The following is a 26,709-nucleotide window of genomic DNA, read 5'->3' as shown; positions in this document are numbered from 1 at the left end:
ACGTCTCAAGGATGCGGCATCGGCCGGGAAGCGTCACATGCCGTCGGCCCGGAGCGCACCACCGGTGGGGCGGAGCCCGCCCCGCGCACGTCGGCCACCCCACCCCGTCCGCCGGTGGGCGGACGGGGAACCGCACGGCTGCCGGCCGTGGCCGGACCTCAGCGGACCAGGCCCCAGCGGAAGCCGAGCGCGACGGCGTGCGCCCGGTCCGAGGCGCCGAGTTTCTTGAACAGACGCCTGGCGTGCGTCTTCACCGTGTCCTCGGAGAGGAAGAGCTCACGGCCGATCTCGGCGTTCGAGCGGCCGTGGCTCATCCCTTCGAGCACCTGGATCTCACGCGCGGTGAGCGTCGGCGCCGCACCCATCTCGGCCGACCGCAGCCGACGCGGGGCGAGCCGCCACGTCGGGTCGGCCAGCGCCTGGGTGACGGTGGCCCTCAGCTCCGCCCGGGAGGCGTCCTTGTGCAGATATCCGCGGGCCCCGGCGGCGACGGCGAGCGCGACACCGTCCAGGTCCTCGGCGACGGTCAGCATGATGATCCTGGCGCCGGGATCGGCGGAGAGCAGCCGCCGGACCGTCTCCACACCCCCCAGACCGGGCATGCGTACGTCCATCAGAATCAGATCCGAACGGTCGGCGCCCCAGCGGCGGAGGACTTCCTCGCCGTTGGCCGCCGTCGTCACACGCTCGACGCCGGGCACGGTCGCGACCGCGCGACGAAGCGCTTCTCGGGCAAGCGGGGAGTCGTCGCAGACGAGGACGGATGTCATGACCGTCCTCCGCAGCTGATGCGCGTCACCTTGAGCCTCCAGGCTGTTACAAGTCGTCACCTGAGCGGTTGACGCTCTCGGACACCTGCCCGATCGCTTTTTCTGTCAACCGCCTCCGCCCTCTCAACGATGGTCACTCGAAAGAGTTACGGGTCGGACGGCCGGGTTCGGCACTCTACGTGAGGAAGCGTGCACACAGGAGAGCGGCGCGGATCATCCAACAGTCAACCGAAACTCCACACCAAGATATGCCCCATTTAGCGGGTTTTCTTCCCTTTTGCTGGTGTCTGTGGCTAGATTCGCAATCAGTCATATTTACATCTACTTACACCGTAGATGTAAATGTCATGGACACGGTCACCAATGGACGACAACGACGATTCCGACGCAGCATGGTTTCGAGGGGACAAGCAATGGCAGATTTCTCCCGCCTTCCCGGACCCAACGCCGATCTGTGGGACTGGCAACTGTTGGCGGCCTGCCGCGGGGTCGACAGCTCGCTGTTCTTCCACCCGGAGGGTGAACGCGGGGCGGCACGGAGCGCCCGCGAGAACTCGGCAAAAGAGGTCTGTATGCGATGCCCGGTACGTGCCGAGTGCGCGGCCCACGCACTCGCGGTACGAGAGCCCTACGGAGTATGGGGCGGACTGACCGAGGACGAACGCGAGGAGCTCATGGGACGGGCCCGCAATCGACTGATCACGGCGGCGCCGTCGAGCGTTCCGTCCCCGTCGGGGCACGGTTGATCCCGCCCGCCCCGCCCAACAACTAGAAAAACGTTTCCGCATCTCACCCGGCCGCCGAGGGGGGCCGGGACACAGGCAGGCCCCTCAGCGTGCGGCGGCCAGGGACAGCCGGTCCAGGGTGGCCGCCACCGCCGGCACCTGGGCCAGGTCGGGCAGGGTCAGGGCGACGATCTCGCGCTCGATGGCCGGTTCCACCGTCACCGTGCTGGCCCCCTTGGGGCGCACCGACTCGATCGCCAGTTCCGGCAGTACGGCCACCCCCAGTCCGGCGCCGACGAGACCGACGACCGCCGGGTAGTCGTCGGTGGCGAAGTCGATCCGGGGCGTGAAGCCGGACTCCTCGCAGACCTCCACCAGCTGGCGGCGACAGCGCGGGCAACCCGCGATCCACGACTCCTCGGCCAGTTCGGCGATGCCCACCGCGGCCGAACCGGACAGCCGGTGCCCCTCGGGTACCAGGCCGATCAGCCGGTCGGTGAGCAGCGGGCGCACGACCAGGTCGTCCCACTCGGCGCCGGGGACGCCGTAGCGGAACGCCAGCGCGATGTCGCAGTCGCCCTCGCGCAGCATCTCGACCGAGCGCGGCGGCTCGGCCTCGACCAGGGAGACCCGGGTACCGGGGTGGGCCGCGCGCAGCGCCGCGAGGGCGCCGGGGACCAGGGTGGAGCTGCCGCTGGGGAAGGAGACCAGCCGGACCCGGCCCGCCCGCAGTCCGGCGATCGCGGCGACCTCCTCCTCGGCGGCGGTGAGCCCGGCGAGGATGCCGGAGGCGTGCCGGACCAGGGCCTCGCCCGCCTGGGTGAGCCGCATCTCGCGTCCCGTGCGGATCAGCAGGGTGGTCCCCGCGGAGGCCTCCAGCGCCTTCATCTGCTGGCTGACCGCGGGCTGGGTGCACCCCAGTTCACGGGCGGCGGCGGAGAACGAGCCGGTGGCGGCCACGGCGCGCAGGACACGGAGATGACGGGCTTCGATCACCCTTCAACCATAAGACACTCTTGGGTCGGATGTGAATTACTGCCGTGCGTCTTTGGGGCTGGAATGGATGCGGCCTCCCCCGCGACAGGGAGTGGGTCGGCGAGCGGCGTCATACGGCCTCGGCGGCGGGGCCGGGGAAGGAACCGACGCGCGGCGCCGTCGGCCGGCGCCAACGCCGCACGCCCGGTCGCGGGGCGTGCGGAAGTCCGTTCCCTGCCGGGAAGGCAGGCCGTTACCGTTCCCGGTATGAAGCCGATGAAGTTGCTCACCGTGAACGTGGGACGGCCCAGGACCGTCGACTACACCGACGCCCCCGGCGGCGCGACCGGGATCGACAAGCGGCCGGTCGACGGCCCGGTACGTGTCACCGATCCCGGCCCCAAGGGAACCGGCGGCAGCGGACTGGCCGGGGACGCCGTGTGCGATCTGCGTCATCACGGCGGCTCCGACCAAGCCGTGTACGCCTTCGCCCGTGAGGAACTCGACGCCTGGGAGCGGGAGCTCGGCCGGCCTCTGTCCAACGGCGCGTTCGGCGAGAACCTGACGACCAGCGGGCTGGACGTGAGCGGCGCGGAGATCGGCGAGCGCTGGCGGATCGGCCCGGAACTGGTGCTGGAGGTCGCGTCGAGCCGGATTCCGTGCCGTACGTTCGCCGCTCATCTCGACGAGCGGGGCTGGGTCAAGCGGTTCACGCGGGCGGCCGCCCCCGGCGCGTACCTGCGGGTCGTCGAGCCGGGCTCGATCCGCGCCGGGGACCCGGTCGAGATCGTGCACCGTCCCGGCCACGGCGTCACCGTGGACCTGGAGTTCCGGGCCACGACGACGCACCGCGAACTGCTCCCGGAGCTGCTCGCGGCGCGCGACGCGCTCCATCCCGAGACGCTGAGTGCCGCGCTGAAGTACGTGGAGCGGGAGGCGAAGGGCGCCTGATCGCGGAGGGTGCGCGGGCATCGGTGCCCGTCCGGCCGTGATCCGCCGGACAGGCACTAACGTGCCGCTCATGACGACTGCACTGATTACGGGCGCGACCGCAGGGATCGGAGCCGCCTTCGCGCGGCGGCTGGCGGCCGACGGGCACAACCTGGTGCTGGTGGCACGCGACACCGAGCGGCTGCGCGAGCAGGCGACGGAACTCCACGACCGGCACGGCATCGAGGCCGAGGTGCTCCGGGCCGACCTGTCCGAGGACAAGGGGATCGCCGCGGTCGAGGACCGCTTGACGGACCGCCACCACCCGGTCGACCTGCTGGTCAACAACGCCGGGTTCGGCCACAAGGGCCGCTATCTGGACGTGCCCATGGCCGATGAGCTGACCATGCTGAAGGTGCACTGCGAGGCGGTGCTGCGACTGACCTCGGCGGCCGCGGCCGGGATGCGGGAACGCGGGCGGGGCGGGGTCGTCAACGTGGCCTCGGTGGCGGCGTTCGTGCCGCGCGGGACGTACGGCGCGTCCAAGGCGTGGGTCGTGCAGTTCACCCAGGGCGCGGCGAAGGACCTGACGGACTCGGGGGTGCGGCTGATGGCGCTGTGCCCCGGTTTCGTGCGGACGGAGTTCCACCAGCGGGCCGGGATGGGGACCGGCAACATCCCCGGCTGGATGTGGCTCGACGCGGACAAGCTCGTGGCGGCGGCCCTGGTGGACCTGGCGCGCGGCAAGTCGCTCTCGGTGCCGGACCCGCGGTACAAGGCGTTGATGGGTCTCGTGAAGCTGACGCCGCGCGGCCTGCTCGGAGGGGTCACCTCCAAGACAGGCCGCAAGTACGGACCGCAGTGAGCGGGTTACCGGGTCGGCGGCTGCCGAGTGGGCTGTTACCTCACTCCGCGGCCCGCGTAGGCGCCGATGTTGGGGGCGCCGGGCTTCAGTTCGTTGCCGAAGTAGTCCTTGCCGCCGTTGTTCTCGATGACGGCTCCGGCGGCGAGGGCGGGCGAGCCCGCGCCGAGCCGGAAGTCCGTGCGGAGCTTCGGGTCGGCCGTGATGCCGCCGGGGTCGGGACGCGTCATGTCGATGCCGTAGAAGGCGTTGTGGTCGAAGGAGAGCCCGGCCGTCGGGTTCTTGAAGGCGTAGCCACCGGTGCCCTCGCTCACGAAGACGTTGTTCCGGATGGACAGTTCGTGCTGGGTGGTCGCCGGGCTGCCGGCGTCGTCCTGGACGAGGTGGCCGGGGATCTGCTCCTTGTTGTGGAACGTGTTGTTGTAGATCTCCGTGCCGAGGATCGGGCCCCAGCAGTTCTGGATCAGGCGGGCGCCGTCGTCGCGGCTGACGTTGTAACGGGCGACCGTGCCGATGGTCTTCGCGCCGCTGTACGGGCAGATCAGCAGGAAGCCGCCCTTGTTGTCGTGGCTGTAGTTGTACTGGAAGACCGTGTTCTGCGAGGCGCCGTCGGCGTCGAAGGACATGCCGTCGTGGGTGTTGCCGCCGCCCGAGACCTCGTTGTGCTCGACGGTCGTGTCGTCGGTGTTGAAGGTCCAGATGCCCGCGTTGGCGGAGGGCGAGCGGAGCTGGAAGCCGTCGACCCTGTTGTGGTCGACGCGGGCGCCGCTGGTGGTGTCGAGCTTCATGCCGTCGCCGGCCAGCGACTTCAGTGTGTTGTGGTGGATGCGGACTCCGATGCTGGGCGTCCACTCCCCCGGGTAGACGTTCGGGTCCTGCTGCTGGCCGACCAGATCGCGCTTGGAGAAGGTCGACTTGAAGTAGATGCCCTCGCGGTCGACGTCCTCGATGCGGTTGTGCCCGATGTCCAGGCCGTCGTACCAGCTGGCCTTCGTCCTGCCCTCGACCGCGATGTGGATCGCGCTGGAGCCGGACACCGTCTTGTAGTCGCCGCCGCGCACATCGTGGATGTAGAGGCCGGAGATGTCGAAGCCGCGGGCGACGCCGTAGTCGGTGAGGCGGAGGCGGACGCCGTTGCGCTCGCTGCCGGGGTTGTCGGCGTTGGTGATCTCCAGGTCCTTGAGGTGCACGTACTGCGTGTTGGAGAGCAGGACGACGTCGTGGGCGCCCGCTCCGTCGAGCCTGGCGCGCGCCGGGCCGTTGCCGTAGTCGGCGATGGTGAACGGGGCACGGGCGGAGCCGGTGCCCTCGGGGGCGAGGGTGCCGGTGCAGGTGGCGCCGCGCTTGAAGAGCAGCCGGTCGCCGGGTCCGTAGGTGTGCGCGTTGGCCTCGGCGAGCGTGGTCCAGGGGTGCTGCTTGCTGCCGGTGGCACCGGCCGGCGCGGCGGCACAGTCGACATGGAAGGTGCGACCGGTGGGCGCGGCCTGTGCGGCGCTCTGACCGGCGACGGTCAGCCCGGCGGCGGCCGTCAGGGCCGCGAGCGCCGTGGCGGTGACGCGATGTCTCACAATTCCTCCGTACGAACAGTCAGGGACGGGACGAGTCGGCATCGCCGGAATCCTGGACTCGGATTGATCGAACGTCAATGGATTGCGTTTGAATGATCGAAACTCCCATCGTTCGATCATGTTGCTCTAGGGTCGGAGAACGGCCCGGGCAACGGCCGGACCGGGGACCGGGCCACACACTGCGAGGGGACTGCTGCCGTGCGCGAAAGTGCTGCTGAACGACATGACCGCCTGCTGGGACTGGTACGGGAACGGGGCTCGGCCCGGGTCTCGGACCTGGCCTCGCAGCTGGGGGTCTCGCCCGTCACCGTGCGCCGGGACGTGGAGGAGCTGGCCGGCCGGGGGCTGCTCGACCGGGTCCACGGCTCGGTCTCCTGGCCGCAGGACGCCGCCCCCGCGTCCGCCGCGGGGCCCGGCGGCAGCGGCATGGTCCTCGGCATGCTCGCACCCTCGTCGACGTACTACTTCGCCGAGGTCATCCGCGGGGCCCACGAGGCTGCCGCCCGCGCCGGGGCCCGGCTGATCCTGCGGATCTCCGACTACCGGCCGCAGGAGGACCAGGCCCGCACCGAGGGCCTGCTCTCCGCCGGAGCCGAGGGCCTGCTGGTCGCTCCGGGCTGGCAGCACCCCGGCGATCCCGCGGCGTTCGGCGACTGGATCGCCTCGCTGCCGGTGCCGACCGTCCTGCTGGAGCGCAGGCCCACCGCGGGCTCCCCGCTGGACGGCCTGGACCGGGTCTGCTCGGACCACGCGCACGGGGTGCTGCTCGCCGTGCGCCACCTGGTGGATCTCGGGCACGGGGCGCCGCTGCTGATGGCCCGCGCGGACTCCCCGACCGCCGTCGCGGTGCGGTCCGGGTACGCGGAGGCCCTGGCCCTGCTCGGGCTGGACGCACCGCAGGGCGTGATCGAGTCCGTACCGGCGGAACTCGCCCCCGACGCCTTCGAGCAGGCGGTACAGGCGTTGCGCGAGGCGGTCCGCTCGGGCGTGGCGACGGCGGCGCTGATCCACAACGACGTGGACGCGATCCAGGTCGTGCAGCGCCTGGCCGAACTGGGCGTACGGGTGCCGGACGATCTGGCTCTGATCGCCTACGACGACGAGGTGGCCGCGCTGGCGGACACCCCGCTCACGGCGGTGGCGCCGCCCAAGCGCGACGTGGGACGCCACGCCACGGAACTGCTGGTCGAGCGGCTCGGCCAGGGCGCGGGCGCACCGCGGCGCCATCTGACGCTGCTGCCGCAGCTGCGGGTCCGGGACTCGTGCGGGGCGCCCCGCCCCTGAGGGCCGTGGGCCGCGCCCCACGGGCGCGGAGGGCGGCGGCGATCCCGGAACGAGCCCCGGGGCCGGCGTTCCCGCGGCGCTCGCGGACCGGTCACGCAGGGCATTCCACCCACTTCCGTACGCAACTTATCTGATCTTTTTTCGATCAATCGCTCTTTCGCTCTTGACTTCGGTCACGGCTGGTCCAAGGATCACGGCCAACGCCAATGTCGTCGCCTGTTCAGGAGCCTCGCTGTGAGCCGCAGTTCGAGCAGAACGTCCCTCGCCGTAGTCGGCGCCGCCACCGCCCTCGCCGTTCTCACGGCCTGTGGCGGCAGCGGCGACGGCGATGCCGCCGCCGGAAGCGACGGCAAGCCCGTCAGCATCACCTTCTGGGGCTGGGCCAAGGGGTCCAAGGAGGTCGTCGACGCGTTCAACGCCTCGCACAAGAACATCAAGGTGGTGTACGAGGAGATCCCGTCCGGCAACGCGGGCGGCTACGCCAAGATCTCCAACGCGGTGAAGGCGGGCAACGCGCCGGACCTGGTCTCCATCGAGTACCCGCAGCTCCCGGAGTACGTCAGCCAGGGCGCGCTCCAGGACATCGGCCAGTACTTCACCGAAGACATCCGGAAGAAGCTGCTGCCGCAGGCGGTCGAACTGACCACACTGGGCGGCAAGAACTGGGCCGTCCCGTTCGACGCCTCCCCGCAGTCCTTCTACTACCGCAAGGACCTGTTCGAGAAGTACGGCGTCGAGGTCCCCAAGACCTGGGCCGACTTCCGCAAGGCCGCCGAGAAGGTGAAGAAGGCCGACAAGAACGCCCGCATCGGCACCTTCTTCCCCGACGACCCGACCACGTTCCAGGCGATGGCCTGGCAGGCGGGCGCCCAGTGGTACAAGCCCGAGGGCGACACCTGGAAGGTCAGCACCGCCGACGCGGCCACCAACAAGGTCGCCGACTACTGGCAGGGCCTGCTCGACGACGACCTGATCCGCGCCAACGCCTCGTTCAGCCCCGAGTGGACCAACTCGCTCAAGAACGGCGGCACCGTCGGCTACCTCGGCGCCGCCTGGGGCGCGGGCGTCCTCAAGGGCACGCTGCCCGAGCAGAGCGGCAAGTGGGCCGTCGCCCCGATGCCCAGCTGGGACGGCAAGCCCGCCAGCGGCATGCTCGGCGGCTCCACCTTCGCGGTGACCAAGACCAGCAAGAAGGCCGAGGCCGCGGTCGAGTTCGCCACCTGGATGTCGACCACCGAGGAAGGCATCAAGGCCCGCATCGAGTCCGGCACTTCGAGCGCCTTCCCGGCCGCGTCCGCCCTGCGCCCGGTGGCCAAGAAGTCCTTCGACGCCGGATTCTACGGCGGCGAGGACATCTACCAGGTGTTCGAGGGCGCCGCGACGTCGATCGGCCAGAACTGGAACTGGGGCCCGACGACCGGCACCACGAACACCACCATGAAGGACCAGTTCGGCAAGGTCGCGAGCGGCGGCACCACCATCAAGGACGCCGTGAAGGCCGGGCACGACGCCACGGTCGCCGAGCTGAAGAAGCGCGGTCTGAAGGTCGAGGACGCAGGCTGATGAAGCGCGCCCGGACGACCAGAGCCGCCGCCATCCTGCTGGGGCCCTTCTTCGTACTGTTCACCGTGGCCATGGTGCTGCCGATCGGATACGCGGTCTGGCTCAGCCTGTTCACCGAGAAACAGTCCGGCCTGGGCTTCGGTGGCACCGAGACCGTCTTCAGCGGACTCGACAACTACACGGCGGCCCTGGGCGACCGGGCGTTCCGCGAGGGCTTCGGGGTACTCCTCGGATACTGCCTGTTCTACATTCCGCTGCTGCTCATCGGAGCCCTCGCCCTCGCCCTGCTGCTGGACTCCGCGCTGGCCCGTGCCCGCCGGTTCTTCCAGCTGGCGCTCTTCCTGCCGCACGCCGTGCCCGGCATCATCGCCGCGCTGATCTGGGTGTACCTCTACACACCGCAGCTCAGCCCGGTGGTCAGCGCCATGGAGTCCGGCGGGATCGGCTTCGACTTCTTCTCCCCCGAAGGCGCCCTTCCCTCCATCGTCAACATCGCCCTGTGGGAGTGGCTCGGCTACAACATGGTGATCTTCTACGCCGCGTTGCAGGCGATCGACCGCTCCGTGCTCGAAGCGGCGACGGTCGACGGGGCCGGTGCCTGGCGCGTCGCGCTCAGCATCAAGGTTCCGCTGATCCGCGCCTCGGTCGTGATGGTCGCGCTGTTCACGGTCATCGGCTCGCTCCAGCTCTTCACCGAGCCGCTGATCCTCAACAAGGGAACCGGCTCCGCCGTCACCTCCACCTGGACGCCGAACATGTACGCGTACACCGCGGCCTTCGAACGCAACGACTACGGTCTCGCCGCGGCAGCCTCCATCCTGCTGGCGCTCACGGCCGCGCTGCTGTCCTTCGTCGTCACCCGCTTCACCGGCCGGAAGGGCAAGAAAGCATGAACTCCCCCGCCTCCCGCGGCCGCTGGATGTCGAAGACCGCGGTCAACGGCTTCCTTGTGCTCGCCGTCGTCTACATGCTCTTCCCCCTCGTCTGGCTGGTCACCGCCGCCACGAAGGACACCGGCGGTCTGCTCGCGGGCAACGCGTTCTCCTTCGAGGGCTTCAACCTCGGCGAGAACCTGTCGAACCTGGCCTCCTACGGCGACGGGATCTACTTCCGCTGGTACCTCAACAGCCTTCTCTACGCGGGCGGCGGGGCGATCGTCTGCTCGCTGATCTGCGTCGCCGCGGGGTACGCCTTCGACAAGTACGAATTCCGGGGCAAGGAGAAGCTGTTCGGCCTCGTGCTGATGGGCGTGCTCGTCCCCACCACGGCGCTCGCCCTGCCGATGTATCTCCTGGCCTCCAAGACCGGCCTGGTCAACACCTACTGGTCCGTGCTGATCCCGGTGCTGGTCAACCCGTTCGGCGTGTATCTCGCCCGGGTGTTCAGCACCGGCTACATACCGAACGAGGCCCTGGAGGCCGCCCGTATCGACGGGGCCGGCGAGCTGCGCGTCTTCTGGTCCATCGGGCTGCGCATGGTCATGCCGGGCTTCGTGACCGTCTTCCTCTTCCAGTTCACCGCGATCTGGAACAACTTCTTCCTCCCCCTCGTGATGCTCTCGGACCGCAAGCTCTTCCCACTGAGCCTCGGTCTGTACTCCTGGAACACCAACACTCATGGCGAGCCGAGCTTCTATCCGCTCGTCGTCACCGGCTCGCTCCTCGCCGTCATCCCCCTGATCGTCGCCTTCGTCTCGCTGCAGCGGCACTGGAAGGCCGGTCTGACCGCCGGCAGCGTCAAGTGACCGCGCGAGCCCTGAGGAGTACGAGTTCCACCATGTCCCACGCCACCGACAACCGGCCGACGGCCCTGCTCGCGATGGGCCCCGGCGTCGCCGACCGCCTGCTCGCCGACCGCCATCGCGCCCGGCTGGCCGCCCTCACCCGCACCGACCCGTACCTCGTCGCCCACGACCTGGCCGACCCGACGCCCGAGGTGGCCGCCGCGCTGGCCGAGGCCGAGGTGCTGTTCACCTGCTGGGGCGCGACCCCGCTCACCGCCGAGGTGCTGTCGGCCGCGCCCCGGCTGCGCGCCGTGGTGCACGCGGCGGGTTCCGTGAAGCACCACATCACCGACGCCTGCTGGGAGCGCGGGCTCGCCGTCACCACGGCGGCCGGGGCCAACGCGCTGCCCGTCGCCGAATTCACCCTTGCCGCGATCCTCTTCGCGGGCAAGCGGGTCCTGCACTCCGCGGACCGCTACCGCACCCTGCGCGCCGACCACGACTGGCTCGCGGAACTCGACGGCTGGGGCAACTACCGCCGCACGGTCGGCATCATCGGCGCCTCCCGCATCGGCCGGCGCGTGATCGAACTGCTGCGCCCCTTCGATCTGGACGTCCTGCTGTACGACCCGTACGTGGACGGTCCGGAGGCGGCGCGGCTCGGTGTACGGCTCACCTCGCTCGACGAGCTGTGCGCGAGCAGTTCGGTCGTTTCGGTGCACGCGCCGCAGCTTCCTCAGACGCGTCATCTGATCGGCGCGGCTCAGCTGTCGGCCATGGCGACCGGGACGACGCTGATCAACACGGCGCGGGGTTCGCTGGTCGACGAGGAGGCGCTGCTGCCCGAGCTGACGGCCGGTCGGCTGCACGCGGTGCTGGATGTGACGGAACCCGAACTCCCGCCCGCGCACTCGCCGTTGTACGACCTGCCGAATGTACTGCTCACGCCGCACGTCGCGGGTTCGCTGGGCGGCGAACTGCACCGGATGGCCGACCAGGCGCTGGACGAGACGGAACGGTACGTACAGGGTCTGCCCTTCGCGGACCCGGTGCTGCCGGAGGCGCTGCCGCACTCGGCCTGACGCGGGCTCCGTCCCTGCCCGCACCTCCCCTGCGGCGTCCCCGGCCCGGGGCGCCGCACACACCGAGGCCCGGTACCCCGCGACGGGGTACCGGGCCTCGGTGCCTGTGGTGCTGCACGCCGGTGCCGTGACCGGCGACGGTCGACGGGGCGACCGTCGCCGGAAGGGGCGCTAGTGCGAGTGGCCGTGACCGTGGCCGTGACCGGCCTCGGCCTCTTCCTCGGCCGGCTTCTCGACGACCAGCGTCTCGGTCGTCAGCAGCAGCGACGCGATGGACGCGGCGTTCTCCAGCGCGGAGCGGGTGACCTTGACCGGGTCGATGACGCCGGCCTTCACCAGGTCGCCGTACTCGCCGGTCGCGGCGTTGAAGCCCTGGCCCTTGTCGAGCTCGGCGACCTTCGAGGTGATGACGTAACCCTCGAGGCCCGCGTTCTCGGCGATCCAGCGCAGCGGCTCGACCGCGGCGCGGCGCACGACCGCGACACCGGTGGCCTCGTCGCCCGTCTTGCCGAGGTTGCCGTCGAGGACCTTGACGGCGTGGACGATGGCGGAGCCACCACCGGAGACGATGCCCTCCTCGACCGCGGCGCGGGTCGCGGAGATGGCGTCCTCCAGACGGTGCTTCTTCTCCTTCAGCTCCACCTCGGTGGCGGCACCGACACGGATCACGCACACGCCGCCGGCCAGCTTCGCGAGGCGCTCCTGGAGCTTCTCGCGGTCCCAGTCGGAGTCCGTGGCCTCGATCTCGGCCTTGATCTGGTTGACCCGGCCCTTGACGTCGCCGGGCTCGCCGCCGCCGTCCACGATCGTCGTGTCGTCCTTGGAGACGGTGACGCGGCGGGCGGTGCCCAGCACGTCCAGACCGGCCTGGTCGAGCTTGAGGCCGACCTCCTCGGCGATGACGGTCGCACCGGTGAGGGTGGCGATGTCGCCGAGCATGGCCTTGCGGCGGTCACCGAAGCCCGGGGCCTTCACCGCGACGGCGTTGAAGGTGCCGCGGATCTTGTTGACGACGAGGGTCGACAGCGCCTCGCCCTCGACGTCCTCGGCGATGATCAGCAGCGGCTTGGAGCCACCGGCCTGGATGACCTTCTCCAGCAGCGGGAGCAGCTCCTGGATCGAGCCGATCTTGCCCTGGTGGATCAGGATGTACGGGTCGTCGAGGACGGCCTCCATGCGCTCCTGGTCGGTCACCATGTACGGGGACAGGTAGCCCTTGTCGAAGGCCATGCCCTCGGTGAAGTCGAGGTCCAGACCGAAGGTGTTGGACTCCTCGACGGTGATGACACCGTCCTTGCCGACCTTGTCCATCGCGTCCGCGATGAGCTCGCCGACCTGCGGGTCCTGCGCGGAGAGCGCGGCGACGGCGGCGATGTCGGTCTTGTCGTCGATCGGACGGGCGGTCGCGAGGAGCTCCTCGGACACGGCCTTGACCGCGGCGTCGATGCCCTTCTTCAGGGCGGCCGGGGAAGCACCCGCGGCGACGTTGCGCAGACCCTCGCGGACGAGCGCCTGGGCCAGCACGGTGGCGGTGGTCGTACCGTCACCCGCGACGTCGTTGGTCTTGGTCGCCACTTCCTTCACCAGCTGGGCGCCGAGGTTCTCGTACGGGTCGTCGAGCTCGACCTCGCGCGCGATGGTGACACCGTCGTTGGTGATGGTGGGAGCGCCGAACTTCTTGTCGATGACGACGTTGCGGCCCTTGGGGCCGATCGTCACCTTGACCGTGTCGGCAAGCTTGTTGACGCCGCGCTCAAGGGCGCGACGGGCGTCCTCGTCGAACTTCAGAATCTTCGCCATGGGAGCTGAGCTTTCCTCTCAAATGAACTGCGCCCCCGACCGCCCGGCTGGTTAGTTCGCAGGGGGCCAGGGGCGCAGAACAGAAGCAAACGTGGGTGAATTACTTCTCGATGATCGCGAGAACGTCGCGAGCCGAGAGGACGAGGTACTCCTCGCCGTTGTACTTCACCTCGGTGCCGCCGTACTTGCTGTACAGAACGACGTCGCCGGTCTTGACGTCGAGCGGAAGGCGCTCGCCGTTCTCGAAGCGGCCCGGGCCCACGGCCAGGACGACGCCCTCCTGGGGCTTCTCCTTGGCGGTGTCCGGAATGACCAGGCCGGAGGCCGTGGTCTGCTCGGCGTCGAGCGGCTGGACCACAATGCGGTCCTCGAGCGGCTTGATCGCAACCTTGGTGCTGGCGGTCGACACGATCCGGTCTCCCCCTTCGGAGATCTCACGGGGTTAAGAGTCTTTGGGTGGCGACCAGGTGGATCCGTCGTCGCGGGTGCCGGACCTGCCAGTCGCGCAGTACTGCTGGCACTCTCCAGTGGTGAGTGCCAGCACCGAGACTATGACCGGGATTAGCACTCGGTCAAGCGGAGTGCCAATTCAGCCAGTCGTGGCGTGCCGAGACCCCTGCCCGCCCCCGCAGCTCGCCACCCCCGCGCGGCGGACCGCACACCAGTCCGGGCAACGGTCCGGACACCTTGAGGACAACGCGGGGACGGACCGATCCGTTCCGTACGACCGTGATGGCGTGCCCGGATCTCCGTACGGCCCGCCGGCCCCGCCCTCGCCCCGCCCCTCGACCGCGCGGCACCACTCGCGCACCGTCAACGGCTGTCTCGACGTGCTGCTCGGTCTGCTGCTGGTGGCCCTGGAAGGGCTGATCTGCGCGGTCGCCGCCTACTCCCTGACGGTCTCGCGACTGGACCTCGACGGCCGGGAGGCAACCGGTCCGCCGCCCATGGACTGGACGCCGGCCCTCGTCTTCGGCGGGTTCGCCGCGGTGGTCTCCCTGTTCGCCGTGGTCCTGATCCGCTCGAACTGGCCCTGGGCGGGTGGGATCCAGGTCCTGGCCGCACTGCTGCTGTGCCTGGTCACGGTGCAGACCGGGCACGAGGACTACCGCCGCTCGCACCCGGCACCGGCCCCCGCCCCCTCGTACGACCCCGGACGGCCCGGCCACCAGTGCCTCAGCGGCGGCGACGACCACGAGTGCCTGGACTCCGGCGGCTGAGGGCAGGCGACGACCAGCGACCGCGGCGCCCCGTGAGCGCCGCGCGGACGCGCTCGCGGGCCGGCCTGGGGCGTCGGCCGCGGCCGGGTCATCTTCTGCGCGGCCTTGCGGCCCAGCCGTTCGATCGGGTCCACCGACTGTGCGCACGCGGTGGTGGCGGTCAGCAGCGCACCCGCTGTCAGCAGTCCGGCGAGCAGCCGGTGCGCCCTTGTCATACGTAGTCCTCCAGCCGGGCCACGGCGTACCCCTTGTCCGTGATGGTCTTCATGACGGCGCGGACCAGGTCGGTCATGCCGGCTCCCCACTCCTTCCGGCCGCGGAAGTGCGTGAGGATGATGTCGCCGGGGTGCAGGTCCTGGTCCCCCTCGCGCCATTCCATGTGGTCCGGGAACGCTTCCGCGTTCCAGAGCGGCACGGCCTCGATGCCGCAGGACTTCGCGATGCGGAGCGTGTCCCCGTCGTAGTTGCCGTACGGCGGACGGAAGAGGGTCGGACGCTTGCCGAACTGCTTCTCGATGATGTCCTGCTGGTCGCAGATCTCACGCTTCTGCCCGCTGTAGGAGAGGCCGGGCAGATAGGGGTGGTTGAGCGTGTGGTTGTTGAGGGACACGCCCAGCCGCTGCGCCTCGCCGAAGTACCCGTAGTTGTCGCTCACCTCGTAGTCGCTGAGGAACGCGCTGTACGGGATGTCCAGCTCGTCCATCATCCGCAGCAGCTCGGGGTCCTTCTCGGAACCGTCGTCCATCGTCAGGAAGACGACCCGGTCCTTGGTCGGGACGGTGGTGAACACCGGCGGCAGCGAGTCGTCGCCGCCCTCGGCCTCGAACCCCTCCCGGGTGGTGAGGTGCGGCTTCACCGCGGGCGGCAAAGGCGCGACCAGCGGTGGCCCGCCCAGTCCCCATTTCTTCGCGAGGGCCGCCCGCACGGCCGGGGCGAGCCTCGCGTTCTCATGGGATCCGTCGGGTGCGCGGCCCAGTTCGGCCGGCTGCCCGGGACCCGCCTTCTGTCCGGGACCGCCCGGGTGCCCGGTGTCCGCGTCGCCCCGGCCGCCGGCCCCGGACGCGCAGCCCGAGCCGATCGCGGCGAGCAGGAGTACGGCCAGGACCACGCGGGTCGGCCGGTGCGTGCCGGTGTCGAACGTGCCTGATTCTCGCCTCTCCACGTCTAATTCTTCCTTTTGTCGTATAAGTCATACGGAGTCGCATACTGCCAGCCCGTTCCGGACCCAGGAGCCCGACACCGCCGCCGGGTCCGCCGGTCAACCCGGCTGGCTCACAATGGGACGGGTGAACGCTCTCGCCCCGAACGACCCGAACGGCCCGTCCGACGCCCCCGACCCGTCCGACGCCGCCGACCCGCTCGCCGCCTTCATGGCCCTGCGCACGCCGGAGGGCGCGGCGCTGCTGGACGGGCTGCGCTCGTACGACCCCGCCCAGGAGCTCGCCACCGCCACCCGGCTGCGCCGCACCCATCCGGCCGCCCTGGTGTCCGCCGCGCTGGGACAGGCGCGGCTGCGGCAGCGGGCGGTGGCGAAATTCGGCGCCGAGGACGCGTACCGGATGTTCTTCACGCCGAACGGCGTCGAGCAGGCGACCCGTACCTCGGTGGCCACCCATCGCGCGCGGCGGTTCGTGGAGGCGGGAGTGCGCAGCGTCGCCGACCTCTGCTGCGGGATCGGCGGCGACGCGATCGCGCTCGCGCGGGCGGGCATCTCGGTCCTGGCCGTGGACCGCGATCCGCTGACCGCCGAGGTGGCCCGTGCCAACGCCGCCGCGCTCGGCCTGGACGGTCTGATCGAGGTGCGCCGCGCCGATGTCACCGGGATCGACACCTCGCCGTACGACGCGGTCTTCGTCGATCCGGCGCGGCGCGGCGGCAGGGGCAGGATCTTCGACCCCGAGGCGTACTCGCCGCCGCTCTCCTGGGCGACCGGCGCGGCGCTCGGGGCCCCGCGCGCCGCGCTGAAGATCGCCCCCGGCATCCCGCACGAGGCGATCCCGGCACGTGCCGAGGCCGAGTGGATCTCGGACGGCGGCGACGTGAAGGAGGCGGTGCTCTGGTTCGGTGAGGGCTTCACGGCCGGTTCGTACCGCGCCACCGTGCTGCCGGCCGGCGCCGCGCTGTGGTCCCCGGCCCCGCTGCCCGCCCCGCCCGTCGGCCCGGTCGGCCGCTATCTGTACGAGCCGGACGGCGCCGTCATCCGCGCCCATCTGGTCGCCGACATCGTGGCGCGGTGCGACGGCCGCCTGATCGACGAGACCATCGCGTACGTCACGAGCGACGAGCCGTACGACTCCCCGTACACCACCGGGTACGAGATCACCGACCGGCTGCCGTTCCACATGAAGCGGCTGAAGGCGCTGCTGAGGGAGCGGAAGGTCGGCGTCCTGACGGTGAAGAAGCGTGGCTCGGCCGTCGAGCCGGAGGAGCTGCGCCGCAGGATGAAGCTCCAGGGGCCGAACGCGGCGACGGTCTTCCTGACCCGGGTGGCCGGAGCGCCGACGATGCTGATCGGCCACCCGCTGACCGGTCCCGCCTGACCGGCGGGGACGGCCGTCAGGCCAGGTCGGTCAGGTCCTCGGCGTACACCTGGGAGAGTGGCTGAGGACCCACGTACTGCTGGCAGTTGCACTGACCGGCCTCGAAACGGACCGGCTTCTTGGCCTCGTCCCAGGCCGTCGGCACCTCGACCCGCTCATGGCACCTGCCCTGCTTGTCGTGCTTGGCGAGATGGTGCGTGCAGCCGCAGACCGGCTCCGGCGGCTTGTGGGCCGCTTCGACGGCCAGCCGCTCCTGCCTGGCCGCCTCCAGCAGTTCCAGCTTGCGGCTGTGCCGGTTGCGCAGTGCGGTACGGACGTTGTCGACGGCCCATCCGAAGCCGCCCGTCCAGAAGATGATGAGCACCCACCAGTACCACTCCATGTGACACTCCTCCCCCTGCGTGACTCATGTGTCCGGCCAGGATAGGTCCGGCTCAGCGGTGTGCACCGCCCCCGGCGGAGAACAGCGGCTCCGGGGAGGACGCCCCGACCAGTACTCGCAGCACCCAACGGCGGTGGGCGAAGGCCTTGGTGACGCCGATCAGTCCGACGAGCCAGCAGATCGTCCCGAGTCCCATGACCAGGGCGGCGAGGCCGAAACCGCCCCGGACCGCCTCGTCGGTCGCCGGGACCGCGATGCAGGTGTACAGCCCGAGCACGCACAGCGCGAAGGACAACAGCAACCAGACGAGACTGACGCCCGGCATCCTCAAACGCGCGTCGCGCACCGGATCGCGGTCCAACCCGCCCCAGGCGTCGAGCAGTCGGCGGATGTCGAGGTCGTGGCGCAGTCCGATGACGACGAGGACGACCGCGGGCACCGCGCAACAGGCGCCCATTCCGGCGAGGATCACGGCGAGCACGGCGCTGAAGATGTCGTAGGTCTCCTCGAACGTGATGAGCGCCGCGCTCACCAGCGACCAGCCGACCGCGCAGAGCGCCCCCCACAGCCACAGCGTCACCAGCCGCCCCGGTGAGAGGTGCCTCTTCACCAACTCCCCCAGCACCACGGCCCGGTCGGTGAGCAGCGCCTCACGGTCGGGCCAGGAACGTATCTCCACGGGCGGTGGGGGCGGCGGCAGTTGTGCGCGGCTGAACATGGGCCAGACCCTATCGACCGTGGACACCTGCCGACGGCACGGTGCGTCGGGGCCGCCGGGGTGCCATGCTGGAAAGCGACACACGGAGGTTCACGATGGGGTTCTATGCCGAACGGATCGTGCCCCGGATCGCCGATGCCGCCGGCCGCTCCAAGGCGGTCGAGCCGCTGCGGCGCCGGGTCTGCGAAGGCCTGTACGGCGAGATCATCGAGATCGGGTTCGGCTCCGGGCACAACGTCCCGTTCTACCCGGAGGCCGTCACCGACGTGGCCGCGGTCGAGCCGTCCGATCTCGGCTGGAAGCTGGCCCGGGACCGCATCGACGCGGGGCACGCCCTGGTGCGGCGCGCCTGCCTGGACAGTCAGTACCTGCCGTTCGAGGACAACACCTTCGACGGTGCCCTCTCGACGTGGGCGCTGTGCACCATCCCCGACGCCGACGCGGCGCTGCGCGAGGTGCGGCGGGTCCTCAAGCCCGGCGCGACCCTGCACTTCCTGGAGCACGGGCTGGCGCCGGAGAAGGACGAGGACGTACGCCGCTGGCAGCGCCGCCTCGATCCACTGGAGCGACGGCTCTTCGGCGGGTGCCATCTGACCCGGTCCATCCCCGAGATGCTGACGGCCGCGGGGTTCACGATCGTCGATCTCGAGGTGTTCTACGCGAAGGGCGCCCCGAAGCCGATGGCGGCCGACGCGATGGGGGTCGCCGCCCCCTGACCGGGCCGGGAACGGGCTGCCGCCCCCGGTGCGCCCGGGGCACGCGCCGTCCACCCGTCCCGCGTCGCACAGTCTGCGTCGCACAGTCCGCCGACAGCCGGATCGCCCCGGTGCCCGGGGCCCTGCGGGGTGGAGTGGACCGGCGCGGCGCCCGGAACTCATCGCCCGGCGCGCTCCGGATGGGCGGCGCGGTCCAGGAGCAGTTCGCGTTCGCGTGCGTTGCGGGTCAGTCCGGCCGCCCGCACGAACTCCGCCCGTGCCTCGTCCGTGCGGCCCATCCTGGCCAGCAGGTCCCCTCGGACGCTGGGCAGCAGGTGGTAGCTCCTGAGCGCCGGGTCGGCGGCCAGGGCGTCGGCCAGGGCGAGGCCGGCCGCGGGGCCCTCGGCCATCGAGACCGCGACGGCCCGGTTGAGCTCGACGACCGGGGACGGCGCGATCGCGGCGAGGCGGTCGTAGAGGGCGGCGATGGTGCCCCAGTCCGTGTCCTCGTACGTCACCGCCCGTGCGTGGCAGGCGGCGATCGCCGCCTGCACGGTGTACGGACCGAGCCCGGCACCCTGCTCCGTCGCCGCCACGGCCCGTTCCAGGGCCGCGACGCCGCGCCGGATCAGCAGATGGTCCCAGCGGGCCCGGTTCTGGTCGGCCAGCAGCACCGGCGCGCCGTCCGGCCCGGTCCTGGCGGCGGTGCGCGAGGCCTGGAGCTCCAGCAGCGCCGCCAGGCCGTGGACCTCCGGCTCCCGTTCCATCAGGGCGGCCAGCACCCGGGCCAGCCGCAGCGCGTCCTCGCACAGCGCCGGCCGCAGCCAGTCGTCGCCCGCGGTCGCGGCGTACCCCTCGTTGAAGATCAGGTAGATGACGTCGAGCACGGAGGCGAGGCGGGCGGCACGCTCGGGTCCGTACGGCACCTCGAAGGGGACGCCCTCCCGGCCCAGGGTCCGTTTCGCCCGGACGATGCGCTGGGCGACGGTCGGCTCGGGGGCCAGGAACGCGCGGGCGATCTCTTCGGTGGTGAGGCCGCCGAGCAGCCGCAGGGTGAGGGCGATCCGGGCCTCGGTGGACAGCACCGGATGGCAGGCGGTGAAGATCAGCCGGAGCAGATCGTCGTCGATGTCGTCCGCTTCCGCGGGCTCGGGCGGTGGCACGTCCTCCAGGGTCCGCCCCACCTCGGCGAGCTTGCGCGCGTACGTCTCCTTGCGGCGTACGAGATCGATCGCGCGGTGTCTGGCGGTGGCCATGAGCCAGGCGCCCGGCCGGTCCGGGACACCTGACTCCGGCCACTGTTCCAGCGCGGCCACCAGGGCGTCCTGCGCGAGTTCCTCGGCGATGCCCACGTCCCGCACGATGCGGGCGACACCTGCGATGATCCGCGCGGACTCGATCCTGAAGACCGCCTCGACCGCCGTCCTCGCACTTGCTGCCGTCACGGTCACCCATCAGAGCAGCGGTACGGGGACGCGGCAAACCGGGCGGGTCAGACGCCGGGAGCCTCGTCGATCTGGCGGACCTCGGAGGTGACGGTCCAGCTCTCCGGGTGGATCTGCAGGAACCGCTTGGTCCATTCCAGGGCTTCGGCCTTGTCCTTGACCTGGAGGATGGCGTAGCCGCCGACGACCTCCTTGGTCTCGGTGAAGGGGCCGTCGGTGCAGCTGAGCCTGCCGCCGGACCAGGTGACCCTGGTGCCCTGGGAGGTCGGGGTGAGTCCGGCCGTGTCCAGCATGACCCCGGCCTTGGTGATCTCCTCGAACAGGGCGCCCATGCGCTTCTCGAACTCGGGGCCCGGGGTCTCGGAGTGGAGGCTCTGCTCGTCGATGCGGATCAGCGACATGAAACGGGGCATGGTGACTCCTCGGTCGGAAGGGACGGGGTCCTTCCCCGCCTCTCACCCTTGCGTCGAACGGGAGACACCCGGATCGACAGCTCCCACGGAATTCTTCTGAGAATCTTCCGGAGCGGCCACCGGGGCAGCCGCCGCGGCGGTCCGTTCCGGTGCCGGGAGCAGCACCAGGGCCACCAGCACCGCGAGCGCGAGCAGCCCGGCACAGACCCAGAACGCCGCCGCGTACCCCGCCGCCAGATCGGCCGGCCGGCCCCCGTCACCGGTGACCTGCGCGGCGACGGTGACCAGAACCGCGAGCCCCAGCGAGCCGCCCACCTGGCGGGAGCTGTTCAGCAGCCCGGAGGCCATCCCCGCCTCGTCGGGCGCGACATCGGTCGTGGCCGCGGTGCCGAGCGGCACGAAGCACATCCCGATGCCGACGCTGCAGACCAGGGACGGGCCGAGGATCGAGTACAGGAAGCCGCCGTCCGCCCGCGCCGTCGCGGCGAACCCGGCGAGGCCGAGCGCGGCGAGGCCACCGCCCGCCGCCAGCAGCCGCCGGGTACCGAGCGTCGCGACGGTACGGGTGGCGACGACCGAGCCCGCGACGACGCCCGCCGTGAACGGCAGGAAGGCGGCACCGGCGGCCGTCGGTTCCCGGCCGAGCACCTGCTGCAGGTAGAGCGAGACGAAGTAGAACGCGGCGAACTGCCCCGAGCTCAGCAGCAGGCAGAAGAGATTCGCGGCCAGGACCGGGCGTCCCCTCAGCAGACCGGGACGCAGCAGCGGGGTGGCGACCCGCAGCTCGACGGCGGCGAAGGCGGCCAGCAGGAGCACGGCCGCACCGAGCGTGCCGAGCGTGGGGAGCGACCCCCATGAGTGGGTCGAGGTGCGCACGAGGCCGAGGACCAGCAGTGTCGTACCGGTGGTGGCCAGCAGCGCTCCCACCACGTCGAGCCGGGCCCGGGTTCTCGCGGGGCGGTGCCCCGGGCCGACGCGTACGGCTCCCACCAGCGCGAACACCACGATCGGCACATTCACCAGCATCACCGCCCGCCAGCTCAGCACATCGGTGAGCACTCCGCCGGCGAGCACGCCGACCGCACCCCCCGCCGCGCCCGCCATGCCCCACAGCCCCAGGGCGCGGGAACGGGCGGGCCCGGCCGGGAAGGTCTGGGCGATCAGGGCGAAGGCGACCGGGGCGAGCGCGGCCGCCCCGATCCCCTGCGCCGCACGGGCGGCGATCAGCCCGCCGGGCGACCACGCCAGTCCTCCGGCCAGACTCGCCGCCCCGAACAGCGCCAGGCCGGCCGTCAGGACCCTGCTGCTGCCGATCAGGTCGGCGAGACGTCCGCCGAGCATCAACAGCCCGCCGAACGCCAGCGCGTAGGCGTTCACCACCCAGAGGAGCCCCTCCGGAGTGAAGCCGAGGTCGCGGCGCACGTCCGACAGCGCGACGTTCACCACGGACATGTCCAACGCCACCATGAACTGCACGGTGAGAGCCACCACCAACAGCCAACGCGCTTGCTGTAACCGGTCGTTCACGTCTTCCCCTTCCCTCGCGGCCGTTCGTCCGGCCCATTACTATACGCGTATAGAAATGGGTCACCGCAAGGGACGAGGGACAATGCCGGGGTGTCGGGGACAGAGAAGACGCCAGGAGCGAAGACGCCGGGCGCGGCCGAGCCGCCGAGTGCGGCCGAGGTGCCGGGCGCGACCGGGAAGCGGGCGGCGGCGAAACGCCCTGTCGGGCGGCCGCGCAGGCTCGACCCGGACGCGATGGTCGCCACCGCGCGCCGCATCATCCAGGAAGAGGGCCTGGACGCCCTGAGCATGCGGCGGGTGGCGAAGGAGCTCGGTTCCACACCGATGGCGCTCTACCACTACGTGCAGGACAAGGACGAGCTGCTGATGCTCACCCTGTCGGGCACCGCGGCCGCCTTCCCGCGCCCCGAACTGCCCGAGGACCCGCGCGAGCGACTGCTCGCGGTGGCGGTGCACATGCACGAGATCCTGGGGCGGATCCCCTGGGTGCTGGACATCCTGGCGCTCGGCGAGCTCGCCGACAAGGACGCGCTGTGGATGGTGGAGGAGATCATCGACTCCGCGCTCGCCTGCGGCCTCTCCCCCGCCCGGTCGGTACGCGCGTACCGGGTGATCCGGAGCTATGTCTACGGCGACCTGGTCTTCCGCAGGGCGACCGAACGCCGGGCGGAGAACCCGTCGCGCGGACGGTACTTCCCCGAGATGATCACCGAGGAGGACGCGGCCGCGCTGCCCCGGCTCGCGGCGGTCAAGGACCGGTGGCGCGAGTACACCGCCGACAGCGAGACGGCCGAGGAGCTCGACGCGATCATCGAGGGGCTGATCAGCCGAGAAACGTCCCAGGGCTGACGGACTTCCCACGACCGAGGAAATCCCCATGCCCGGGGGGCGCCCCGTGACCCAGGATCTTCCCCGCCGGCCGGACGAAGGACCCCAGGGGCGGCCCCGCCCCGGGTGCTCCCCCGTCCGCAGCCTCTACGACCCCAGGGACTCGAAGCGCCAGCGGTGCACCGGACGGGTGATCAACTCGGCAGCCGGTTCGGGGAGTTCGGGCAGCTCGTCACCGTAGTCCGCCGCCCACCAGGTGATGACCAGGACCCGGTCCTGCGGGGCGCGCAACAGCTCGCGCCGCAGCGGCTCGCGGGCCAGCTCGGCCGCGCGGGCGCGCGCCCACTCCAGGAGTTCGGGGCCCCTGCCGTCGACGGCGCGGGCCTCCCACATCAGCGCGACGGTCGTACCGCCCGTGCCGCTCATGAGTACAGGTTGTCCTTGCTGATCTCGTGCACGTGGTCGTGGTCGTGCGCGTGGGCACCGGGGACGTGGGTGTCGGTCACCGGCAGCGACGAGTCCGCGGACAGCTCCAGGTCCGAGGCCGGCCTGCCCCGGGCCACCATCTCCGCGCCCAGCGCCGCGACCATCGCCCCGTTGTCCGTGCACAGCCCCGGCCGCGGCACCCTCAGCCGGATGCCGGCCCGCTCGCACCGCTCCTCCGCCAGCGCCCGCAGCCGCGAGTTGGCCGCGACGCCGCCGCCGATCATCAGGTGGTCGACGCCCTCGTCCTTGCAGGCCCGGACCGCCTTGCGGGTGAGCACGTCCACGACGGCCTCCTGGAAGGACGCCGCCACGTCCCTCACCGGCACCTCCTCGCCCGCCGCCCGCTTGGCCTCGATCCAGCGGGCCACCGAGGTCTTCAGACCGGAGAAGGAGAAGTCGTACGCGGGATCGCGCGAGCCGCTCAGACCGCGCGGGAACGCGATCGCCTTCGGGTCGCCCTCCCTCGCCAGCCGGTCGATGACCGGACCGCCGGGGAAGCCGAGATCCAGCACCCGGGCGATCTTGTCGAAGGCCTCGCCCGCCGCGTCGTCGATGGTCGCGCCCAGCGGCCGTACGTCGTTGGTGATGTCCGGTGCGAGGAGCAGCGAGGAGTGGCCGCCACTGACCAGCAGCGCCATCGTCGGCTCGGGCAGCGGACCGTGCTCCAGCTGGTCGACGCAGATGTGCGAGGCGAGGTGGTTCACCCCGTAGAGCGGCTTGTTCAGCGCGTACGCGTACGCCTTGGCGGCCGAGACACCGACGAGCAGCGCGCCCGCGAGTCCGGGGCCCGCGGTGACGGAGATGCCGTCGAGGTCGCGGGCGCTGATCCCGGCCTGCTTCAGGGCGCGCTCGATGGTGGGGACCATCGCCTCCAGGTGGGCCCGGGAGGCGATCTCCGGGACGACACCGCCGAAGCGGGCGTGCGTGTCGACGCTGGACGCCACGGCGTCCGCCAGCAGCGTCGTACCGCGGACGATGCCGACGCCGGTCTCGTCGCAGGAGGTCTCGATGCCGAGTACGAGCGGTTCGTCAGCCATCAGTCAGTCTCTGTCTCTTGTACGGGCTCTTGCACCGTCAGGCGCATGACGAGTGCGTCGATGTTTCCCGGCTGGTAGTAGCCGCGGCGGAAGCCGATCGGTTCGAAGCCGAAGCGTTCGTACAGCTTCTGCGCCCGGGTGTTGTCGACGCGGACTTCGAGGAGCACCTCGGCGCACTCGAAGGCCGTGGCGTGCTTCAGCAGATCGCTGAGGAGTTCGGAGCCGAGGCCGCCGCCCCAGTGGTCACGGGTGACACCGATGGTCTGTACGTCGGCGAGGTCACCGGCCGCGGCGAGCCCGGCGTAGCCGACGATCCGGCCGGTCACGGGATCCTCGGCGACGACGTAGCGGCGGGTGGCCCGCGCGCCGCGGGAGTGCGCCAGCTCGGACCAGAACATGCCGGCCGACCAGGCGTCGTCCGGGAACAGCTCCTGTTCGAGCTCCAGCACCGGATCGATGTCCCACCAGCGCATCTCGCGCAGTACGGCAGTCGTGCTCGTCACTTGGGGGTGACCACCTTGTAGTTCTTCGGAACCTGGGCGTCGGGCCTGCGGAGGTAGAGCGGCTGCGGCGGCAGCAGTTCCGCGCCCGCGGCCAGGCGCTCGGCGGCGAGGGCTGCCAGCGCGCCGGCACTGACGTGCTCCGGGCCCCGGGCGTCCGGGAACGCCTCCGGGTACAGCACGGCGCCCGCGCCGACGACGGGAAGTCCGGCGAGCCGCTCGGCGATGTCGGCGGGCCGGTCGACGGCGGGCTCCGTGGCACGCGTACGGAAGTCCTCGTATCTCGCCCAGTACACCTCCTTGCGGCGGGCGTCCGTCGCGACGGCGAAGGGGCCTTCCAGGCCGTCCCGCCCGGCGGCGTACGCGAGACCGTCGAGGGTGCACAGCCCGTGCACGGGCACGGAGAGGGCGGAGCCGAAGGTCGCGGCCGTGACCAGGCCGACCCGCAGCCCGGTGTACGGGCCGGGGCCGACACCCACGACCACGTCCGTCACGGCGTCGAGTTTCACCCCGGCCTCGGCGAGGACCCGGTCGACGGCGGGCAGCAGCAGCTCCCCGTGCCTTCGGGCGTCGACCTGACCGGACTCGGCGACGACGGAGTTCCCGTCGTGAAGGGCGACGGTGACGGCGGGGGTGGCGGTATCCACGGCGAGCAAGAGCACGCAAACAGCCTACGGCTCCTGCGACGGGGGCACGGCGTCCCGTACGGCGTCCCGGTACGACCGGCACCGGCTGCTACCGTCACCGTGTACACGCGAGTACGACGTAAACGCTTGTACTACATACGGAAGCGAAAGGGGCGCGCACGGTGGCTAGGGGCAGCTCGGGAATCGTGGCCGGGCTCACCGCGGCGGCTCTCGCCGTGGTCGGTTTCCTGGCCTACCAGGCATCGGCGAACGCCCCCGATTCCGTCGCCGCGCCCAAGCCGAAGGTCTCCAGCAGCGCCCCTGCCGCCGGCCATGACAAGCCGAAGGACGAGAAGAAGGCTCCGCCCGCGCTCCCGGCCGGCTCCGGTACCGGCAAGCGCGTGGTGTACGCCCTGAAGGACCGCCGGGTGTGGCTCGTCGACGAGGCCGGGAAGGTGACCCGGACCTTCGCGGTCATGCCGAGCGCGCTGAACCCGAAGCCCGGGACGTACCAGGTGGGTACGCCGCGCCAGGGGCCGCCCACCAAGGGCTCGGACGGCGTGATGATCGAGCACGTGGTGCGGTTCGCGATGGTGGACGGCGTTTCCGTGGGATTCAGCGCGGCACTGGACGGCTCGATGGAGAGCCCGGACCCGTCGCTGAAGACGGGCGGCGTGCGGATGTCCCGGGCCGACGGGGACGCGCTGTGGGACTTCGCGGCCGTACGCACGACGGTGGTCGTCGTCCCGTAACCCGCGGGTTCAGCCGGCCCGGCGCCCCTGGGCGGATTCGACCGGTTCCGCGTCGGGGTCCGTTTCCTTTTCCGTTTCCGCGTCCGTTTCCGTTTCCGCGTCATCCGCGGGAAGGGCGGTGTCCTGGTCCGCGGACGGCGCGGGCGGGGTCGAGACCGCCGTGGCCGCGGCGCAGGCCGACAGCAGGTCTCTCATCGATGGCGGCGGCGGCACTTCACGGTCGGCGGGCGTCGTCATGGATGCCTCCTGGGGCTCCGG

The 26,709-nt window shown here is 71.1% G+C and carries 29 protein-coding genes; 13 read left to right on the top strand and 16 right to left on the bottom strand.

Annotated elements, in window-relative coordinates; genetic code table 11:
- Nucleotides 1–158 precede the first annotated feature (158 nt).
- Nucleotides 159–770, bottom strand: coding sequence for a response regulator transcription factor (locus ACIRP2_RS09490; RefSeq protein WP_003948568.1), 612 nt, complete (start codon nucleotides 768–770; stop codon nucleotides 159–161).
- Between the two features lie 413 nt (nucleotides 771–1,183).
- Here ACIRP2_RS09490 and ACIRP2_RS09485 point away from each other — a divergent pair, with 413 nt between their 5' ends.
- The gene (locus ACIRP2_RS09485) at nucleotides 1,184–1,516 is read left to right on the top strand and encodes a WhiB family transcriptional regulator (protein WP_404248145.1); all 333 of its coding nucleotides are present in this window, start codon (nucleotides 1,184–1,186) and stop codon (nucleotides 1,514–1,516) included.
- A gap of 84 nt (nucleotides 1,517–1,600) precedes the next feature.
- Here the strand turns inward: ACIRP2_RS09485 and ACIRP2_RS09480 are convergent, their stop codons facing one another.
- Nucleotides 1,601–2,491, bottom strand: a complete 891-nt coding sequence (locus tag ACIRP2_RS09480; protein ID WP_404248143.1) for a LysR family transcriptional regulator — start codon at nucleotides 2,489–2,491, stop codon at nucleotides 1,601–1,603.
- A 255-nt stretch (nucleotides 2,492–2,746) separates the two neighbouring features.
- On the opposite strand from ACIRP2_RS09480, the gene ACIRP2_RS09475 reads away from it, so the two are divergent.
- Together ACIRP2_RS09475 and ACIRP2_RS09470 are read left to right on the top strand one after the other, a co-directional pair.
- On the top strand, nucleotides 2,747–3,421 hold the full coding sequence (locus ACIRP2_RS09475; protein WP_404249420.1) for an MOSC domain-containing protein: 675 nt from the start codon (nucleotides 2,747–2,749) through the stop codon (nucleotides 3,419–3,421).
- 70 nt (nucleotides 3,422–3,491) lie between these two features.
- Nucleotides 3,492–4,265, top strand: a complete 774-nt coding sequence (locus ACIRP2_RS09470) for an SDR family NAD(P)-dependent oxidoreductase (protein ID WP_404248141.1) — start codon at nucleotides 3,492–3,494, stop codon at nucleotides 4,263–4,265.
- Between the two features lie 35 nt (nucleotides 4,266–4,300).
- On the opposite strand, the gene ACIRP2_RS09465 is transcribed toward ACIRP2_RS09470, so the two are convergent.
- The gene (locus tag ACIRP2_RS09465) at nucleotides 4,301–5,830 is read right to left on the bottom strand and encodes a right-handed parallel beta-helix repeat-containing protein (RefSeq protein ID WP_404248139.1); all 1,530 of its coding nucleotides are present in this window, start codon (nucleotides 5,828–5,830) and stop codon (nucleotides 4,301–4,303) included.
- A gap of 198 nt (nucleotides 5,831–6,028) precedes the next feature.
- On the opposite strand from ACIRP2_RS09465, the gene ACIRP2_RS09460 reads away from it, so the two are divergent.
- The 5 genes from ACIRP2_RS09460 (at nucleotide 6,029) to ACIRP2_RS09440 (ending at nucleotide 11,482) form a co-directional block, all read left to right on the top strand.
- Nucleotides 6,029–7,114 (top strand): substrate-binding domain-containing protein, encoded by a 1,086-nt coding sequence (locus tag ACIRP2_RS09460; RefSeq protein ID WP_404248137.1) that lies wholly within the window; start codon nucleotides 6,029–6,031, stop codon nucleotides 7,112–7,114.
- A 234-nt stretch (nucleotides 7,115–7,348) separates the two neighbouring features.
- Entirely contained in the window at nucleotides 7,349–8,677 is a 1,329-nt protein-coding gene (locus tag ACIRP2_RS09455; protein ID WP_404248134.1) for an ABC transporter substrate-binding protein, read from the top strand.
- A complete protein-coding gene (locus ACIRP2_RS09450; protein WP_404248132.1) occupies nucleotides 8,677–9,570 on the top strand; it encodes a carbohydrate ABC transporter permease in 894 nt (297 codons plus the stop codon). Before ACIRP2_RS09455 ends, ACIRP2_RS09450 begins: the two co-directional genes overlap by 1 nt.
- Nucleotides 9,567–10,421: a carbohydrate ABC transporter permease gene (locus ACIRP2_RS09445; RefSeq protein ID WP_404248130.1), complete on the top strand. Its 855-nt coding sequence runs from the start codon at nucleotides 9,567–9,569 to the stop codon at nucleotides 10,419–10,421. Before ACIRP2_RS09450 ends, ACIRP2_RS09445 begins: the two co-directional genes overlap by 4 nt.
- 32 nt (nucleotides 10,422–10,453) lie before the next feature.
- On the top strand, nucleotides 10,454–11,482 hold the full coding sequence (locus ACIRP2_RS09440; RefSeq protein ID WP_404248128.1) for a hydroxyacid dehydrogenase: 1,029 nt from the start codon (nucleotides 10,454–10,456) through the stop codon (nucleotides 11,480–11,482).
- Between the two features lie 171 nt (nucleotides 11,483–11,653).
- Here ACIRP2_RS09440 and groL read toward each other — a convergent pair whose 3' ends face one another.
- Together groL and groES are read right to left on the bottom strand one after the other, a co-directional pair.
- The gene (gene groL, locus ACIRP2_RS09435; RefSeq protein WP_351077925.1) at nucleotides 11,654–13,282 is read right to left on the bottom strand and encodes a chaperonin GroEL; all 1,629 of its coding nucleotides are present in this window, start codon (nucleotides 13,280–13,282) and stop codon (nucleotides 11,654–11,656) included.
- A 100-nt stretch (nucleotides 13,283–13,382) separates the two neighbouring features.
- Nucleotides 13,383–13,691 carry a co-chaperone GroES gene (gene groES / locus ACIRP2_RS09430; protein WP_093540722.1) on the bottom strand — a complete coding sequence of 103 codons (309 nt, stop codon included), beginning with the start codon at nucleotides 13,689–13,691 and terminating at the stop codon, nucleotides 13,383–13,385.
- A gap of 328 nt (nucleotides 13,692–14,019) precedes the next feature.
- On the opposite strand from groES, the gene ACIRP2_RS09425 reads away from it, so the two are divergent.
- Nucleotides 14,020–14,502, top strand: a complete 483-nt coding sequence (locus ACIRP2_RS09425) for a DUF6234 family protein (protein WP_404248125.1) — start codon at nucleotides 14,020–14,022, stop codon at nucleotides 14,500–14,502.
- A gap of 211 nt (nucleotides 14,503–14,713) precedes the next feature.
- Here the strand turns inward: ACIRP2_RS09425 and ACIRP2_RS09420 are convergent, their stop codons facing one another.
- Nucleotides 14,714–15,664: a polysaccharide deacetylase family protein gene (locus ACIRP2_RS09420; protein ID WP_404248123.1), complete on the bottom strand. Its 951-nt coding sequence runs from the start codon at nucleotides 15,662–15,664 to the stop codon at nucleotides 14,714–14,716.
- A 115-nt stretch (nucleotides 15,665–15,779) separates the two neighbouring features.
- Between ACIRP2_RS09420 and ACIRP2_RS09415 the strand changes: the two genes are divergently transcribed.
- Nucleotides 15,780–17,042 (top strand): methyltransferase domain-containing protein, encoded by a 1,263-nt coding sequence (locus ACIRP2_RS09415; protein WP_404248121.1) that lies wholly within the window; start codon nucleotides 15,780–15,782, stop codon nucleotides 17,040–17,042.
- Between the two features lie 16 nt (nucleotides 17,043–17,058).
- Here the strand turns inward: ACIRP2_RS09415 and ACIRP2_RS09410 are convergent, their stop codons facing one another.
- Nucleotides 17,059–17,424 (bottom strand): hypothetical protein, encoded by a 366-nt coding sequence (locus ACIRP2_RS09410; protein ID WP_404248119.1) that lies wholly within the window; start codon nucleotides 17,422–17,424, stop codon nucleotides 17,059–17,061.
- A gap of 52 nt (nucleotides 17,425–17,476) precedes the next feature.
- Nucleotides 17,477–18,142 (bottom strand): hypothetical protein, encoded by a 666-nt coding sequence (locus tag ACIRP2_RS09405; RefSeq protein WP_404248117.1) that lies wholly within the window; start codon nucleotides 18,140–18,142, stop codon nucleotides 17,477–17,479.
- Nucleotides 18,143–18,237: 95 nt separating this feature from the next.
- Here ACIRP2_RS09405 and ACIRP2_RS09400 point away from each other — a divergent pair, with 95 nt between their 5' ends.
- A complete protein-coding gene (locus ACIRP2_RS09400; protein ID WP_404248115.1) occupies nucleotides 18,238–18,858 on the top strand; it encodes a class I SAM-dependent methyltransferase in 621 nt (206 codons plus the stop codon).
- Nucleotides 18,859–19,016: 158 nt separating this feature from the next.
- On the opposite strand, the gene ACIRP2_RS09395 is transcribed toward ACIRP2_RS09400, so the two are convergent.
- The 3 genes from ACIRP2_RS09395 to ACIRP2_RS09385 are packed head-to-tail and all read right to left on the bottom strand — an operon-like array spanning nucleotide 19,017 to nucleotide 22,162.
- Nucleotides 19,017–20,288: an RNA polymerase sigma factor gene (locus ACIRP2_RS09395; protein WP_404248113.1), complete on the bottom strand. Its 1,272-nt coding sequence runs from the start codon at nucleotides 20,286–20,288 to the stop codon at nucleotides 19,017–19,019.
- A 41-nt stretch (nucleotides 20,289–20,329) separates the two neighbouring features.
- Entirely contained in the window at nucleotides 20,330–20,695 is a 366-nt protein-coding gene (locus tag ACIRP2_RS09390; protein WP_404248111.1) for a YciI family protein, read from the bottom strand.
- A 42-nt stretch (nucleotides 20,696–20,737) separates the two neighbouring features.
- Nucleotides 20,738–22,162 (bottom strand): MFS transporter, encoded by a 1,425-nt coding sequence (locus ACIRP2_RS09385; protein WP_404249418.1) that lies wholly within the window; start codon nucleotides 22,160–22,162, stop codon nucleotides 20,738–20,740.
- 219 nt (nucleotides 22,163–22,381) lie between these two features.
- Here ACIRP2_RS09385 and ACIRP2_RS09380 point away from each other — a divergent pair, with 219 nt between their 5' ends.
- Nucleotides 22,382–23,071: a TetR/AcrR family transcriptional regulator gene (locus tag ACIRP2_RS09380; protein ID WP_404249416.1), complete on the top strand. Its 690-nt coding sequence runs from the start codon at nucleotides 22,382–22,384 to the stop codon at nucleotides 23,069–23,071.
- 126 nt (nucleotides 23,072–23,197) lie between these two features.
- Here the strand turns inward: ACIRP2_RS09380 and ACIRP2_RS09375 are convergent, their stop codons facing one another.
- From ACIRP2_RS09375 to tsaB, 4 genes are read right to left on the bottom strand one after another with little or no spacing between them, the layout of a single operon-like run.
- Nucleotides 23,198–23,476 (bottom strand): hypothetical protein, encoded by a 279-nt coding sequence (locus tag ACIRP2_RS09375; RefSeq protein WP_404248109.1) that lies wholly within the window; start codon nucleotides 23,474–23,476, stop codon nucleotides 23,198–23,200.
- Nucleotides 23,473–24,573 (bottom strand): tRNA (adenosine(37)-N6)-threonylcarbamoyltransferase complex transferase subunit TsaD, encoded by a 1,101-nt coding sequence (gene tsaD / locus ACIRP2_RS09370; protein ID WP_404248107.1) that lies wholly within the window; start codon nucleotides 24,571–24,573, stop codon nucleotides 23,473–23,475. Before tsaD ends, ACIRP2_RS09375 begins: the two co-directional genes overlap by 4 nt.
- Nucleotides 24,573–25,076, bottom strand: coding sequence for a ribosomal protein S18-alanine N-acetyltransferase (rimI, locus tag ACIRP2_RS09365; protein WP_404248105.1), 504 nt, complete (start codon nucleotides 25,074–25,076; stop codon nucleotides 24,573–24,575). The genes tsaD and rimI overlap by 1 nt, the downstream gene beginning before the upstream one ends.
- Complete coding sequence (gene tsaB, locus ACIRP2_RS09360; RefSeq protein WP_404248103.1) at nucleotides 25,073–25,735, bottom strand: tRNA (adenosine(37)-N6)-threonylcarbamoyltransferase complex dimerization subunit type 1 TsaB; 663 nt, start codon at nucleotides 25,733–25,735, stop codon at nucleotides 25,073–25,075. Before tsaB ends, rimI begins: the two co-directional genes overlap by 4 nt.
- Nucleotides 25,736–25,881: 146 nt before the next feature.
- On the opposite strand from tsaB, the gene ACIRP2_RS09355 reads away from it, so the two are divergent.
- The gene (locus ACIRP2_RS09355) at nucleotides 25,882–26,451 is read left to right on the top strand and encodes a hypothetical protein (protein ID WP_404248101.1); all 570 of its coding nucleotides are present in this window, start codon (nucleotides 25,882–25,884) and stop codon (nucleotides 26,449–26,451) included.
- A 9-nt stretch (nucleotides 26,452–26,460) separates the two neighbouring features.
- On the opposite strand, the gene ACIRP2_RS09350 is transcribed toward ACIRP2_RS09355, so the two are convergent.
- Nucleotides 26,461–26,688 carry a hypothetical protein gene (locus ACIRP2_RS09350; RefSeq protein ID WP_404248099.1) on the bottom strand — a complete coding sequence of 76 codons (228 nt, stop codon included), beginning with the start codon at nucleotides 26,686–26,688 and terminating at the stop codon, nucleotides 26,461–26,463.
- Between the last annotated feature and the right edge of the window lie 21 nt (nucleotides 26,689–26,709).

The sequence above is a fragment of the Streptomyces sp. NPDC101194 genome, from assembly GCF_044767885.1.
Classification (GTDB): Bacteria; Actinomycetota; Actinomycetes; order Streptomycetales; family Streptomycetaceae; genus Streptomyces.
This window is presented reverse-complemented; position numbering and strand designations above follow the sequence as displayed.